12 protein-coding genes are annotated in these 14,824 nt (G+C 69.4%); 7 read left to right on the forward strand and 5 right to left on the reverse strand.

The features are described 5' to 3' along the window. Positions 1-97: 97 nt before the first annotated feature. Genes ACIOGX_RS30415 through ACIOGX_RS30425 form a run of 3 tightly spaced genes read left to right on the forward strand, consistent with a single transcriptional unit; the run spans position 98 to position 3,157 of the window. A complete protein-coding gene (locus ACIOGX_RS30415) occupies positions 98-1,450 on the forward strand; it encodes an ABC transporter substrate-binding protein (protein ID WP_356512023.1) in 1,353 nt (450 codons plus the stop codon). Next, positions 1,447-2,328, forward strand: coding sequence for a carbohydrate ABC transporter permease (locus tag ACIOGX_RS30420; protein ID WP_165371898.1), 882 nt, complete (start codon positions 1,447-1,449; stop codon positions 2,326-2,328). The genes ACIOGX_RS30415 and ACIOGX_RS30420 overlap by 4 nt, the downstream gene beginning before the upstream one ends. Before the next feature lies 1 nt (position 2,329). Further along, positions 2,330-3,157 (forward strand): carbohydrate ABC transporter permease, encoded by an 828-nt coding sequence (locus ACIOGX_RS30425; RefSeq protein WP_401917836.1) that lies wholly within the window; start codon positions 2,330-2,332, stop codon positions 3,155-3,157. A gap of 187 nt (positions 3,158-3,344) precedes the next feature. Here ACIOGX_RS30425 and ACIOGX_RS30430 read toward each other — a convergent pair whose 3' ends face one another. Next, on the reverse strand, positions 3,345-4,370 hold the full coding sequence (locus tag ACIOGX_RS30430) for an ATP-dependent 6-phosphofructokinase (RefSeq protein WP_030351931.1): 1,026 nt from the start codon (positions 4,368-4,370) through the stop codon (positions 3,345-3,347). Positions 4,371-4,765: 395 nt separating this feature from the next. Between ACIOGX_RS30430 and pta the strand changes: the two genes are divergently transcribed. The 3 genes from pta to pyk all read left to right on the forward strand — a co-directional run bounded on the left by pta (position 4,766) and on the right by pyk (position 9,687). Beyond that, positions 4,766-6,841 (forward strand): phosphate acetyltransferase, encoded by a 2,076-nt coding sequence (gene pta / locus ACIOGX_RS30435; protein WP_383972824.1) that lies wholly within the window; start codon positions 4,766-4,768, stop codon positions 6,839-6,841. A gap of 75 nt (positions 6,842-6,916) precedes the next feature. Continuing rightward, positions 6,917-8,182 carry an acetate kinase gene (locus tag ACIOGX_RS30440; protein WP_401917839.1) on the forward strand — a complete coding sequence of 422 codons (1,266 nt, stop codon included), beginning with the start codon at positions 6,917-6,919 and terminating at the stop codon, positions 8,180-8,182. Positions 8,183-8,256: 74 nt separating this feature from the next. Next, positions 8,257-9,687 (forward strand): pyruvate kinase, encoded by a 1,431-nt coding sequence (pyk, locus tag ACIOGX_RS30445; RefSeq protein WP_356512029.1) that lies wholly within the window; start codon positions 8,257-8,259, stop codon positions 9,685-9,687. 96 nt (positions 9,688-9,783) lie between these two features. Here the strand turns inward: pyk and ACIOGX_RS30450 are convergent, their stop codons facing one another. The 4 genes from ACIOGX_RS30450 to ACIOGX_RS30465 form a co-directional block, all read right to left on the reverse strand. After that, positions 9,784-11,142 (reverse strand): hypothetical protein, encoded by a 1,359-nt coding sequence (locus tag ACIOGX_RS30450; RefSeq protein WP_401917841.1) that lies wholly within the window; start codon positions 11,140-11,142, stop codon positions 9,784-9,786. After that, entirely contained in the window at positions 11,132-11,680 is a 549-nt protein-coding gene (locus ACIOGX_RS30455; protein WP_129769153.1) for a DUF6114 domain-containing protein, read from the reverse strand. The genes ACIOGX_RS30450 and ACIOGX_RS30455 overlap by 11 nt, the downstream gene beginning before the upstream one ends. A 104-nt stretch (positions 11,681-11,784) precedes the next feature. Beyond that, positions 11,785-12,420 (reverse strand): DUF6230 family protein, encoded by a 636-nt coding sequence (locus ACIOGX_RS30460; RefSeq protein ID WP_356512033.1) that lies wholly within the window; start codon positions 12,418-12,420, stop codon positions 11,785-11,787. Between the two features lie 620 nt (positions 12,421-13,040). Further along, complete coding sequence (locus ACIOGX_RS30465) at positions 13,041-14,024, reverse strand: tetratricopeptide repeat protein (RefSeq protein WP_356512035.1); 984 nt, start codon at positions 14,022-14,024, stop codon at positions 13,041-13,043. 183 nt (positions 14,025-14,207) lie between these two features. Between ACIOGX_RS30465 and ACIOGX_RS30470 the strand changes: the two genes are divergently transcribed. Further along, positions 14,208-14,813 carry a TetR/AcrR family transcriptional regulator gene (locus ACIOGX_RS30470; RefSeq protein WP_401917844.1) on the forward strand — a complete coding sequence of 202 codons (606 nt, stop codon included), beginning with the start codon at positions 14,208-14,210 and terminating at the stop codon, positions 14,811-14,813. Positions 14,814-14,824 lie beyond the last annotated feature (11 nt).

Consider the following 14,824-nt stretch of genomic DNA (forward strand, 5'->3'; position numbering starts at 1 on the left):
GCGCCAACTAATCGACCCTGCACGGGGATTGACCTTGGTAATGGCCCAGTCCTACGGTCGCCGGGCAGCCCACTGTGGCTCAGAGGAGGTCGTGCCCGTGCGCCCCACCGCCCCGCTCATCCTCGTCGCCGTGCTCGCCGCCGGTTCGCTCACGGCGTGCGGCGGCGGTTCAGGAAGCGATCCCGACACCATCAAGGTCGCCTACAACCGCTCCACGGACAACAAGATCCGCTTCAAGGACACCTATCTGGAGTCCGTGAAGCGGCAGTTCGAGAAGGAGCATCCGGGCAAGAAGGTCGAGCTGATCCCGATCCAGGCCCCGGACAACGACTACGCCACCAAGGCGCAGCAGATGATGCGCTCCCCGAAGACCGCCCCCGATCTGGTCTACGAGGACACCTTCCGCATCAACTCCGACATCAAGGCCGGCTATCTGCGCCCGCTGGACGACTATCTGGCGGAGTGGGCCGACTGGGACCAGTTCGTCGACTCGGCGAAGTCGGCGGCCAAGGCCGAGGACGGCAGGACATACGGGGTCCCCGACGGCACCGACACCCGTGGCCTCTGGTTCAACAAGGAGATCTTCGCCGAGGCGGGCCTGCCCGCCGACTGGCAGCCCAGGAACTGGGCGGAGATCCTGGACGCGGCCCGTACGGTCAAGCGGAAGGTCCCCGGGGTCATCCCGCTCAACGTCTACACCGGCAAGGGCCTCGGCGAGGCCGCGGTGATGCAGGGCTTCGAGATGCTCCTGTACGGCACGGGCGCCGACCCGCTCTACGACGCCTCCGCGAAGAAGTGGGTGGCGGGCGGCCAGGGCTTCCGGGACGCGCTGGGCTTCGTACAGACGGTGTTCGGCGAGAAACTCGGCCCGGATGTCTCCGACGCCCTCGACCCCAACCTCGGCACGCGCGTCGCCACGGAGTGGTTCCCGGAAGGGAAGCTGGCGATCTCGCTGGACGGATCCTGGATGGGCCAGAACTGGATCAACAAGGGCCCCAAGGAGTGGCCGGACTGGTCGAAGGATCTCGCGCAGACACCGATGCCGACACAGCACGGCCAGGCGCCGGGCAAGGTGTCGATGTCGGGCGGCTGGGCGTGGGCGATCCCGTCGAAGGCCCAGAACCCCGATCTCGCCTGGGAGTTCGTCACAACACAGCAGACCAGGGAGAACGCGGCCGAGTGGGACATCGTCGGCGCGCAGATCGCCGTACGGAAGGACGTGGCGGCCGACCCGCGCTACCTCTCGTCCATGCCGGGCATCGAATTCTTCACCGGGCTGGTCGAGTTCACGCACTACCGCCCCGCGCTGCCCGTCTATCCGCAGGTCTCCACGGCGATCGGCGAGGCGATGGAGACGGTGACGACGGGTGACGGCACGCCGGAACAGGCGGCGAAGGAGTACGACGACCAGCTGAAGACCCTCACCGACGGCGCGGTGGTCAGCAGGTGAGCACCGCGCACGCGGGCCGCGGCCAGGGGCGGCTGTGGCGCTGGGTGCCCCTGGCGCCCGCCACGCTCCTGCTGGTGCTCTTCCTGGCCGGCCCCATCGCCTACTGCGTCTGGATCGCCTTCACCAACGCCCAGCTGACCGGCTCGTCCTCCTCGGACTTCGTGGGCCTGGCGAACTTCCGCCGGGCCTTCAGCGACGAGAACTTCCGCAACGCGGTCTGGCTGACGCTGGTGTTCACCTTCGTCTCCTCCATCGTCGGCCAGAACACCCTGGGACTCGCCCTCGCCGGGCTGATGCGGGCCGCGTCCCGCCCGGTCCGTACGCTCACCGGCGCCCTCGTCATCGCCGCGTGGGTGCTGCCGGAGATCGTCGCGGCGTTCCTGCTCTACGCCTTCTTCCGCCGCGAGGGCACACTCAACGCGATCCTGGACTGGCTCCAGCTCCCCTCCCAGAACTGGCTGTACACCCTGCCGATCCTGGCGGTGTCCTTCGCCAACGTCTGGCGCGGCACCGCGTTCTCGATGCTGATCTACTCCGCCGCGCTCTCCGAGATCCCCAAGGACGTCACCGAGGCGGCACAGGTCGACGGCGCGAGCGGGGTGCGCAGGCTCTGGCACATCACCCTGCCGATGATCCGCCGCTCCATCGGCACGAACCTGATGCTCAACACGCTCTCCACCCTCTCCGTCTTCGGCCTCATCTGGGCGATGACGCGCGGCGGCCCCGGCAACCGCAGCCAGACCCTCCCGGTCTTCATGTACGACCAGGCGTTCCAGAAGAGCCTGATCGGCTACGGAACGGCGGTCGCGCTGCTCCTCCTGCTGGTCGGCTCGCTCTTCTCCCTCGTCTATCTGCGCCTGATGAGGGTGGAGGTCTGACGTGCTGAGCCGACGCGCCCGCACCCGCCTCTCGGCGGACGCCGCCCTGCTCCTGACCGCCGCCGCGTTCGCGCTGCCGCTGCTCTGGCTGACGCTCGCCTCGGTGGACGCCGACGCGGATCTGCGCGTACGGGTCCCCTCGTCGCTCACCGGCGACAACTTCAGCGCGGTCCTCACCGACGAGATCACCTTCACGCCGATGCTCAACAGCCTGGTGCTGTGCGGCAGCGCGACGATCCTGACCGTGGTCTGCGCGGCACTGGCGGCGTACCCGCTCTCCCGCTACCGCTCGCGCTTCAACCGGCCGTATCTGCTGACGATCCTGTTCACGACCTGCCTCCCGATCACGGCGATCATGGTGCCGGTGTACGGGCTGTTCGTCCAGGTCGACCTCATCGACACCACGTACGGCACGTCCCTCTTTCTCGCCACGTCCCAGCTGCCGTTCTCCATCTGGCTGATGAAGAACTTCATGGACGGGGTGCCGACGGTCCTCGAAGAGGCGGCCTGGACGGACGGGGCGTCGAACTTCCAGACGCTGATGCGGGTGGTGCTGCCGCTGATGGGGCCGGGGGTGACCGTGGTGACGATCTACACCTTCATCCAGCTGTGGGGGAACTTCTTCGTACCGTTCATGCTGCTGCTCACACCGGACCAACTGCCCGCGTCCGTCTCGATCTTCACGTTCTTCGGCAACTACGGATCGGTGATCTACGGACAGCTGGCGGCGTTCTCGATCCTGTACTCGGCGCCGGTGCTGATCCTGTACGTGCTGATCTCCCGGCGTCTGGGGGGCGGGTTCGCGCTGGGAGGCGCGGTGAAGGGGTGACGGTCCGCCGTCCGGCGGGGGCGCGGGGTGCCCACCGTTCCGGGCTCGGTCGTGCCGGGGGCGAGTGAGCCGAAGGGGCGCGTCGGTGCCGAGAGGGAGAGCGCGCGGAGGTTCGTGAGGAACGAACGAATCGAGCACGGTCGACCGTCGGCACCGGCACAAGGCGCCCCGGAGGCGAACCGAGCCCCTAGAAAACAGACTCCGCCTCGAACATCCTGTTCTCCGGCACCGTCTTGAGCTGTGTCACCGCCTCCGCCAGCGGCACCATCTCCACCGCCGTCCCCCGCAGCGCCGTCATCCGCCCGAACTCCCCCCGGTGGGCCGCCTCCACCGCGTGCCAGCCGAACCGCGTCGCCAGCACCCGGTCGTACGCCGTCGGCGTACCCCCGCGCTGCACATGGCCCAGGATCACCGGCCGGGCCTCCTTGCCGAGGCGGCGCTCCAGCTCCGCCGCCAGTACGTTGCCGATGCCCCGGAAGCGCTCGTGGCCGAACTGGTCGATCTCGCCCTTGCCGTACTCCATGGAGTCCTGCGCCGGATGCGCGCCCTCCGCGACGCAGATGACCGCGAACTTCTTGCCCCGCGAGAACCTCGCCTCGACCATCTTGACCAGGCTGTCGACCTCGAAGGGCCGCTCCGGCAGGCAGATCCCGTGCGCGCCGCCCGCCATCCCGGACTCCAGCGCGATCCAGCCCGCGTGCCGGCCCATGACCTCGACGACCATGACCCGCTGGTGGGACTCGGCGGTGGTCTTGAGCCGGTCGATCGCCTCCGTCGCGACCGTCACCGCGGTGTCGAAGCCGAAGGTGCGGTCCGTGGAGTAGATGTCGTTGTCGATGGTCTTGGGGACACCGACGACGGGCATCCCGGCGTCGGAGAGCAGCCGGGCGGCGGTGAGCGTGCCTTCGCCGCCGATCGGGATGAGCGCGTCGATGCCGTACCGGCGGGCCAACTCGGCGCAGTTCTCCGCCGCTTCGCGGAGCCGGCCGCGCTCCAGCCGGGCCGAGCCGAGGATCGTACCGCCACGGGCCAGGATGCCGCTGACGGCGTTCAGGTCGAGTGGCCGGAAGTGGCCGTCGAGCAGCCCCTTGAAGCCGTCCTCGAAGCCGATGACCTCGTCTCCGTGCCCGGTCATGGCCCGGTGCACGACCGAACGGATCACTGCGTTGAGGCCCGGACAGTCGCCGCCTGCGGTGAGAACTCCGATACGCATCGTGCTGTGTCTCCTGCTCGCTAGTGCTCGCCAGTGCTGGGTTTGTCCGGGAAAGGAGAGCCCCGGGCTTGAGCGGTCCGATCCTCCCACGGGTGATCGGGGTCACGTGCCGACCGCTCGGGCGGCGATCGTGGCTCCGGCGGTTTCGCCGGGCGATGCCCGGATACCCGGTCAAGGGGGTCCGTTCGACCGGCGGGACCGGTCCGACCTGCGGTTTTCGGGCGCCGGGCGGCATCTCGTACTCCCCGGGCGGCCTAACCACCCCCGGAGGTATTGTCAAGAGGGCATTGCCACCCTAACGGGAATTGCAGTTCACAGGAGCCGGGATCTCCCTACGGCCGCGGGGCCGCCCCGTCGGAGCGGGACGTCCCATGAGCAGGGACGGGAGAGCACACGTGACGCGCAGCGTGTACGTGACCGGGATCGACCGCGGGGACGGCCGCCAGGTCGTGGAGCTGGGAGTCATGGAGCTGCTGACCCGGCAGGTGGACCGGGTGGGGGTCTTCCGTCCGCTGGTCCATGACGGCCCCGACCGGCTCTTCGATCTGCTGCGGGCCCGCTACCGGCTGTCACAGGATCCGGCGACGGTGTACGGGCTCGACTATCACGAGGCGTCCGCGCTCCAGGCCGAGCGGGGCACCGACGAGTTGGTCTCGCGGCTGGTGGAGCGGTTCCACCAGGTGGCGCGGGAGTACGAGATCGTGCTCGTGCTCGGTACGGACTTCGCGGCGACGCAGCTGCCCGACGAGCTGTCGCTCAACGCCCGGCTCGCCAACGAGTTCGGGGCGTCCGTGATACCCGTGGTGGGCGGCAAGGGGCAGACCGCCGAGTCCGTACGGGCCGAGGCGCGCAACGCCCATCGCGCGTACCAGGTGCTGGGCTGCGATGTGCTGACCATGGTCGTCAACCGGGTGGCCGCCGAGGACCGTGAGGCGATCGCCGAGGGGCTGGCGCCCCAGCTGCCGGTCCCCTGCTACGTCCTGCCCGACGAGCCGGCGCTGGCGGCCCCGACGGTCGCGCAGATCACCACGGCCCTGGGGGGCACGGTGCTGCTCGGGGACGATTCGGGTCTGGCCAGGGACGCGCTGGACTTCGTCTTCGGCGGGGCGATGCTGCCGAACTTCCTGGGCGCGCTGACCCCGGGCTGCATGGTGGTCACGCCGGGCGACCGCGCCGATCTGGTCGTGGGGGCGCTCGCCGCCCACTCCGCGGGCACACCGCCCATAGCGGGGGTGCTGCTCACCCTCGACGAGCGTCCCGGGGACTCCATACTGACCCTGGCCGCGCGGCTCGCACCCGGTACGCCGGTGGTCTCGGTGCCCGGCCGCTCCTTCCCCACCGCCGCCGAACTCTTCGGTCTGGAAGGGAAGTTGAACGCGGCGACGCCACGCAAGGCGGAGACCGCGCTGGGCCTGTTCGAGCGTCATGTGGACACCTCCGCGCTGCTGGCCCGGATGTCGGTGGCCCGCAGCGGCCGGGTGACGCCGATGATGTTCGAGCACGAACTGCTGGAGCAGGCGCGCGCGCACCGCCGTCGTGTCGTACTGCCCGAGGGCGCCGAGGAACGGGTGCTGCGCGCCGCCGATGTGCTGCTGCGCCGCGATGTGTGCGAGCTGACGCTCCTCGGCGACACGGATGTCATCCGGAAGAAGGCGGCCGACCTCGGTATCGATCTCTCGGCGACGCAACTGATCGATCCGGCCACCTCGGAGCTGCGGCAGCGCTTCGCCGAGCGGTACGCGGAACTGCGGGCCCACAAGGGCGTGTCGGTGGAGCTGGCGTACGACGTGGTGGCGGACGTCAACTACTTCGGGACGCTGATGGTGGGCGAGGGACTGGCCGACGGCATGGTCTCCGGGTCCGTGCACTCCACGGCCGCCACCATCCGCCCGGCCTTCGAGATCATCAAGACCAGGACGGACGCCTCCATCGTCTCGTCGGTCTTCTTCATGTGCCTCGCCGACAAGGTGCTGGTGTACGGCGACTGCGCGGTGAACCCGGATCCGGACGCGGCACAGCTCTCGGACATCGCCGTCCAGTCCGCCGCCACCGCCGCCCGCTTCGGGGTCGAGCCGCGGATCGCGATGCTCTCGTACTCCACGGGTACGTCGGGCTCAGGCGCGGATGTCGACAAGGTGCGCGAGGCCACCGAGCTGGTGCGCGGGGCGCGGCCGGATCTGCGGATCGAGGGGCCGATCCAGTACGACGCGGCGGTCGAGCCGTCCGTCGCGGCGACCAAACTGCCCGAGTCGGAGGTGGCGGGCCGGGCGACGGTGCTGATCTTCCCGGACCTGAACACCGGCAACAACACCTACAAGGCCGTGCAGCGCTCGGCGGGCGCCGTGGCCGTGGGCCCCGTGCTCCAGGGGCTGCGCAAGCCGGTCAACGACCTTTCGCGCGGGGCGCTCGTGCAGGACATTGTGAATACGGTGGCGATCACGGCGATCCAGGCGCAGGGCGAGAACGTGTGAGCCCCGCCGCTCCCGCGACGACCCCACGCAGGACCACGATTCCACGCAGGACCACGACTCCATGACCACGACTCCATGACTACGACAGAAGGCCGACAGCCCGTGACCGCGCACTCCCCCGCCACCCGTGTCCTCGTCCTCAACTCCGGTTCCTCATCGGTGAAGTACCAGCTGCTGGAGATGCGGGACGGCTCCCGGCTCGCGGCCGGCCTGGTGGAGCGCATCGGTGAGGAGACCTCACGGCTCGTGCACACCCCGCTGGCCGACGGGCTCGGCGGGAAGCGTGAGCGTACGGGGAGGATCGCCGACCACGCGGCGGCGCTGGAGGCCGTCACGGAGGAACTGGCCCACGACGGGCTGGGGATCGACTCCCCCGGGCTGGCGGCCATCGGCCACCGGGTCGTCCACGGCGGGCTGAGGTTCAGCGAGCCGACGGTCATCGACGACGACGTGCTGAAGGAGATCGAGCGGCTGGTGCCGGTGGCGCCGTTGCACAATCCGGCGAATCTCACCGGTATCCGTATCGCGCGGCGGCTGCGTCCCGATCTGCCGCAGGTCGCGGTCTTCGACACCGCGTTCCACACGACGATGCCGGAGTACGCCGCGCGGTACGCGATCGACACCGCGACGGCCGACGCGCACCGTATCCGCCGCTACGGCTTCCACGGCACCTCGCACGCGTATGTCTCGTGGAAGACCGCCGAGTTGCTCGGCAGGGATCCGTCCGAGGTGAATGTGATCGTCCTGCACCTCGGCAACGGCGCGTCGGCGTCCGCCGTCGAGGGCGGGCGGTGCGTGGACACCTCGATGGGGCTGACGCCGCTGGAGGGGTTGGTGATGGGGACGCGTTCCGGGGACATCGATCCCGCGGTCACATTCCATCTGAAGCGTGTCGCCGGAATGTCCGTTGACGAGATCGATGAACTTCTGAACAAGAAGAGTGGTCTGGTCGGCCTCTGCGGGGACAACGACATGCGGGAAATCCGCCGCCGGGTCGACGCGGGAGACGAGCGGGCCGCGCTCGCGTTCGACATCTATATCCACCGGTTGAAGAAGTACATCGGCGCCTACACCGCGGTGCTCGGGCGGGTGGACGCGGTGGCCTTCACGGCGGGTGTGGGTGAGAACGCCGCGCCGGTACGGGAAGCTGCCGTCGCAGGTCTGGAGAGTCTGGGCCTGGCGGTGGACGCGGAGCGCAATGCCGTACGTTCCGACGAGCCGCGGATCATCTCGCCGGACTCGGCGGGGACCGTGGTGGCCGTGGTCCCGACGGACGAGGAGCTGGAGATCGCGCGGCAGACCTTCGCACTGGTCGGCGAGGATCGAACGGTCGACGCCTGAGCGGCCACCCGCCCATTTGTACTTTCCACCAGACGGAATATTCCGCATCGAAACAAACCGATAGGATCCGCCTCATGCGCCGTTCCAAAATCGTCTGCACACTGGGCCCCGCCGTCGACTCGTACGAGCAGCTGAAGTCGCTCATCGAGGCCGGTATGAATGTGGCCCGACTCAACATGAGCCACGGGAGCCACCCGGAGCACCAGGAGCGGTACAACCGCGTGCGGAAGGCGGCCAAGGACACCGGCCGCGCCGTGGGTGTCCTCGTCGACCTCCAGGGCCCCAAGATCCGTCTGGAGACCTTCGCCGAGGGCCCGGTCGAGCTGGTGCGCGGTGATGAGTTCACCATCACCACCGAGGATGTCGCCGGCGACAAGTCCATCTGCGGCACCACCTACAAGGGCCTGCCCGGGGATGTCTCCAAGGGCGACCAGATCCTGATCAACGACGGCAACGTCGAGCTGCGGGTGGTCGAGGTCGACGGCCCCCAGGTCAAGTCCATCGTCATCGAGGGCGGGGTGATCTCCGACCACAAGGGGATCAACCTGCCGGGCGCGGCGGTCAATGTCCCCGCCCTGTCCGAGAAGGACATCGAGGACCTGCGTTTCGGTCTGCGGATGGGCTGCGACATGGTCGCGCTCTCGTTCGTCCGTGACGCGCACGACGTGCTGGACGTCCACAAGATCATGGACGAGGAGGGCCGCCGGGTCCCCATCATCGCCAAGGTCGAGAAGCCGCAGGCGGTCGCCAACATGGAGGCCGTGGTCGCGGCCTTCGACAGCGTCATGGTGGCGCGTGGCGACCTGGCCGTCGAGTACCCGCTCGAAAAGGTCCCGATGGTGCAGAAGCGGCTGATCGAGCTGTGCCGCCGCAACGCCAAGCCGGTGATCGTGGCGACCCAGATGATGGAGTCGATGATCACCAACTCCCGCCCCACCCGCGCCGAGGCGTCCGATGTCGCGAACGCGATCCTGGACGGCGCGGACGCGGTCATGCTCTCCGCCGAGTCCTCGGTGGGCGCGTACCCGGTCGAGACGGTCAAGACGATGTCGAAGATCGTGGTCGCGGCCGAGGAGGAGCTGCTCTCCAAGGGCCTCCAGCCGCTGGTCCCGGGCAAGAAGCCGCGCACCCAGGGCGGTTCGGTGGCCCGCGCCGCCTGCGAGATCGCGGACTTCCTGGGCGGCAAGGCGCTGGTCGCCTTCACCCAGTCCGGCGACACGGCCCGCCGCCTCTCCCGCTACCGCGCGGCCCAGCCGATCCTGGCCTTCACGACGGACGAGTCGACGCGCAACCAGCTCGCCCTGAGCTGGGGCGTGGAGTCCTTCATCGTGCCCTGGGTGAGCAGCACGGACGAGATGGTCGATCTGGTCGACGAGGAGCTGCTGAAGCTCCAGCGCTACAACGAGGGCGACGCCATGATCATCACGGCGGGCTCCCCTCCCGGCGTCCCCGGCACCACGAACATGGTCCGCGTCCACCACCTGGGCGTCGGCGCCCGCGACTGAGGCGTCCTCCGCCCGCCGCGATGACCACGTGGCCGTGGCCCCCGCCAACTCGTTGGCGGGGGCCACGGTCTTTCCCGCGGCTCACGGGGATCCGTGTCAGTTCGTGAGGTAGTTCTGGAGGCCGGGGACCGTGAGCGTGCCGCCGAACTGGCCCGCCTGGGTGACCTCGACGTCGGTGAAGAAGGCGAACGGGATGTTCAGCGGGGGCGGGGTCTCCGGGCTGAAGGTGATCGGGATGAGGCCGAAGAGGTTGCCCTTCAGCCGTTCCGTGTACATCGTCACCTCGCCGTCGCGGATCGTGGACGTGGAGCCTTCGCGCGCCTGCACATGGCCCGTCCTGCCCAGGGGGTAGACGACGGTCTGGTGCAGGTCCTTGATGTCCACCGAGGTGGAGGTGAACTTCAGCGCCTTCTTGACCTTGCCGCTGCCCGTCCGCACCTCGACGATGCCCTTGTAGTCCAGGCCCCGCAGGGTCAGCAGTGAACTGTGCAGCGTCCACGGGTCGTCGGGCAGGAGCGGGAGGCCCTGCTCCTCCTTCGCCGCGGCGAGGGCCTCGGGGTCGGCCGTCGGGCAGGGGAAGGGCTCCTTGCCGTCCGCGCCCGCGGGGATGTCGTCGTCCTTACGGGCGTCGAGACCCTTGGCGTCCTCGTCCAGCTCCTCGACCTCGGCGCCGACCTTGCCCGCCGCCTCCCTGATGGCGTCCTTGGTTCCGTCGGCGGCCGTGTCGTCCGTGCCCTCGCCGTCCGTGCCCTTGCCGTCCGTGCCCTTGCCGTCCGCGGAACCGCCCGGCTCGGAACTCCCCGGCCCGGACGTCGGCTTCGTGGACGGATCGGCGTCCGGCTTCCCCGTGGTGGAGCCGCTCGGTTCCGGGCCGCTCGGCTCGTCCTTGTCCGGTACGCCGAGGAGGTCTCCCAGCGCGTCTCCCAGCCCCAGCGGGTCCAGCGGGTTCCTGGACTTCGTGGAGGTCGGTGCCGGCGCCGGTCCGGACGGCGCGTCGGCGGGCTCCTTGGAGTCCGAAGCCCCGGTGTCCGAGGAACCTGAATCCCCGGAATCCGGTGCCGAACTCCCGCTCGCCGTCGGGTCCGGTGTCGCCGACGGTGACTCGCTCGGTTTCGGCGACTCCGGCGACTCGGACCCCGACTCCGACTCCGATTCCGACGCGGACGGCGTGGACGTGGGCGACTCGGACGCCGACGCGGACGGCTCGTCCGAGCGGGTCACGCACGGGCCCGGCGCGAACGGGATGTCCTTGCCGTCGTCGGCCAGTGCGAGCCGGGGCGTGAGCCCCATGCCCACGAAGACGGCCGTCGGCATCGCCGCCAGCGCCATCGCCTTGCCCGCGGGTATCTGAAGCTTGGTCAGGAGCGACTTTCTCGGGGCCGCGTGACGCGGCCCTCTTCTCACCCGGGAATCATCGCCTCCGGCCGCGACTCGTTGCGTGTCGTCACCCCGCACTGTTCCTCCCGCCGTTGGCATGGGCAGTCGTATCCGTCACGTTCGGGTCCTCCCCGTCGCGCGGACCGGGGAAGAAGGGGTCGCCGTCGCCGTCGGGCTCCGGTGCCCCGTGGGGGGTGTCGAGCTCGGCGGGCGCCGGCCTGACCCACTTGTCAGGGGCCCAGGAGATCGAGAGCGCGCCGCCGACCATGGCGAGCAGGAAGCCCAGCAGGAAGCCGCCGATGTTGGAGACCGGGATCGACACCAGCGCCAGCAGAATGGCGGCGACACCGGCGAAGACCCGGACGATGGCCTGGAACCACATCGTCAGGCCCAGGGTCACCAGCAGTACGCCGATGATCAGCGAACCCGCTCCGGCCGTGGTGGACATGGCCAGTGTCAGGTTTCCGAAATGGAGTTGGGCGTAGGGGAAATAGGCGATCGGCAGTCCGCCGAGAAGAGTGAACAGGCCCGCCCAGAACGGCCGGGCGCCTCGCCAGGCGCGGAACCGAAGCCGCCAGTACGTGAATCCGCGGGAACCTGTGGACTCGGCGCTCATGGAAAACAGCTCCCTGGAAAGCGGTATGCGGTGGTGCGATCAGAGACGGGGGGACGAGCGGGCCGAACAGTCCGGGGACCGCCCGGCCCACCCGCCGGCGGTGCCTAGTAGCACTCGTATTTCTTGGGGTTGCCGATGTTGAGCCTCAGATTGAGGTCAGGCAGCTTGAACGTGCCCGCGGTGGTCGCCCACGCGGTCTGCTTCACGTCCCTCAGAACGGCCTCGTCGGCCTGCTGGGCGAAGCCGTTCGGGTCCGCCTGCGTCCCCGGCTGGATGCCGGGGGTCTTGGTGGAGCCGGCCGCGACACCGATGTCGATGTTCTTGAACTCCGCGTCGGCGTCGAGCGATTCGACGTCGAGGTAGAGGTTCTCCGCCTTGATGTCCGTGCCCTTGTTGCCGGCCTTCAGCACCAGCGTCACGCTGCTGCCCCACGGCAGCGGCGTCACCACGGACTGGCACATGTTCGTGATGTCGGCGGTCTTGAACCCGGAGACAGCCACGGGGTGGACTGCTTCGTTGCCCTTGGAGTCGACCCCCTTGGCAACGCCCCCGTACTGCACGAAGTTGTAGCCGACCAGCTTCTCGGCCCTCACCTTGAAGCTCTGCCCCGACACGCTGAACGACGCGGCCAGCGCCCCCTGCGAGAGGGCGACACCTATCGCTGCCGTCGCGGCCACGCTCGGCACCATGACGACCGCGAACCGCTTCCATCTGGTCCCGCCACGTACTTGGGACTCCATGAATTTCCTCCTTCTCGGACGTACATCTCCGGATCGGGTGAGACCCCGTCCTGGGATGGGAGAAGTGCTACGTCCTCGGGAAGGAGAGCGCCCGTGCCCGAGGCGCCAACCGCGTCCGGAACCACCGGCGATCACCCCCGAGCGACAACCACTGGCCACGCCTTCGCGCAACCTCTGGACAGGCCCTGCCGGGTAGGCAGGAACCCCCCTGTCCGGGCCGGCGGACGCTGCCGCCGGTCCGCTCGGTGGGGACCCAGACCCGACGGCGCGCGGCTGGCTGCCGTGCTGGTGCGGAATTGGACCGAGCGTCGCCGATCGTGGTGCATTCGCGCCCGGGACACAAGGGGGTTCGTTACTGGCTAGTAACGGCCCGATAACCAGCGGGCGACCCGCCGGCATCGGGCAGCCACACAGGGTGTGGCCCCACGGTGCGGCAGAAGCGGCGATTGTCACGCATAGCGGGACAGAACAAGGGGGGCGATTTACTGCGAGTAACAGCAGCCGCTTTTACCAAGTTTTGGTAAAGCGCGGCCACTGTCATCGTCGCTTCACCGAATCCGCGAGCGCGCCAAGGAGTTGGCGACCGGGAAAACGGCGAATACCTCAACTACCTCAGCGCATCAGAAAAGGACCCTCGCCAGAGCGGAACGCGCCGCCGTCACCCTGGGGTCGTCCCCGCCGATCACTTCGAACAGCTCCAGCAGCCGCACCCGCGCCGCCTCCCGGTCGTCCCCGGCCGTCCGGCGCACGGCCTCGACCAGCCGGCCGAAGGCGTCCTCCACATGTCCGCCGACCAGATCGAGGTCGGCCGCCGCGATCTGCGCCGCCACATCGCCCGGCTTGTCCGCCGCGTCCTTGCGTACCCGCGCCTGGTCCATGTCCTGTACGCGTGCGAGCAGTTCGGCCTGCGCGAGGCCGAGCCTGGCCTCCGAGTTGCCGGGGTCGTCGGCCAGCACATCGCGGTACGCCTGCGAGGCGGCGGCGAAGTCATTGGCGTCCAGCGCGCGTACGGCCGCTTCCAGCAGGGCGTCGTACGGTCCCACCGGTTCGACGACCTCCTGCTCGGCGCCGTCCGCCGCGTCCGTCTCCGCGCCGGGGTCGACCGCGATCCCGGTCAGCCCGAAGCGCTCCTCGCCGACCTGGATCAACTGGTCGAGGGTCTGTCGGATCTGGGTCTCCGGGGCCGCGCCCTGGAAGAGCGGCAGCGCCTGTCCCGCCACCACCGCGAAGACCGCGGGGATGCCCTGGATCCCGAACTGCTGCATCAGCATCTGATTGGCGTCGACGTCGATCTTGGCGAGGACGAACCGGCCGTTGTACTCGCGCGCCAGTCGTTCGAGCACCGGGCTGAGCTGCTTGCACGGCTCGCACCACTCGGCCCAGAAGTCGATGACGACCGGGACCTCGGTGGACCGCTGGAGGACATCGCGCTCGAAGCCCGCCTCATCGACGTCGATCACGAGGCTGGAGGGGGGTACGGCACCGGTGCCGCCCTGACGGGCCGCCTCGGCGCGGGCCTGCTCCGCCTTCGCCTTGGCCTCACCGGCCGCCTTCACCGCGGCGAGGTCGACGACGCCGCTCATGGACATGTTCCTAGGCTGCATGAGTACATCCTCCCCCCTCCGCGCGCACTTCTGAAAAGCGGTACGCGCACCACCGCGTGACGGGACGGCCGCTCCCCGCTTTCGCTACGCCTCGTAGCGTAACTGCCGGACGGTGCGACGGGGAAGATCCCTCCGGTGAACTGACTCACAGCGCACGCCTTACCGGCCGGTATGGTCGCCGTCATGTCCAGTCGAAAGGGGCGCCCCCGCAGCGCCGATGCCGACTCCGCCATCCTGGAAGCGACCCGGGCCGCGCTGGGTGAGCTGGGCTGGTCCAAGCTGACGATGGGCGACGTGGCGACCCGGGCGGGCGTCGCCAAGACCACCCTCTACCGGCGGTGGACGGCCAAGAGCGAGCTGGTCGTGGACGCGGTCGCCGTCCTCTTCGACGAGCTGGAGCTGCCGGACCGCGGCAGCCTGGCGGCCGATGTCGAGGGCGTGGTGCTCCAGTTCGCGGCGCTGCTGGAACGGCCCGAGACCAAGACGGCACTCATGGCGGTGATCGCGGAGTCCACCCGGGACGAGGCGCTGCGGACCCGTATCCGCGCCTCGATCGTCGACCGCCAGAAACGGCTGGTGCTGCTGGGCCGCGAGCGCGCCCAGGCCCGTGGTGAACTCCCCCGCGAGCCGGACGCCGCGAAGGCGTCCCGTACCGCGGACCTGATCTTCGACGTGATCGCCGGCGCGGTGGTCCACCGGGCCCTGGTCAGCGCGGAGCCGGTCGACCAGGAGTGGGCGCGTACGTTCACGACCCTGCTGCTCGACGGACTGGCCGCCGCGCACGGCTGAGCGAGCCGGGG

This window comes from Streptomyces sp. NPDC088147, assembly GCF_044741565.1.
Lineage (GTDB): Bacteria > Actinomycetota > Actinomycetes > Streptomycetales > Streptomycetaceae > Streptomyces.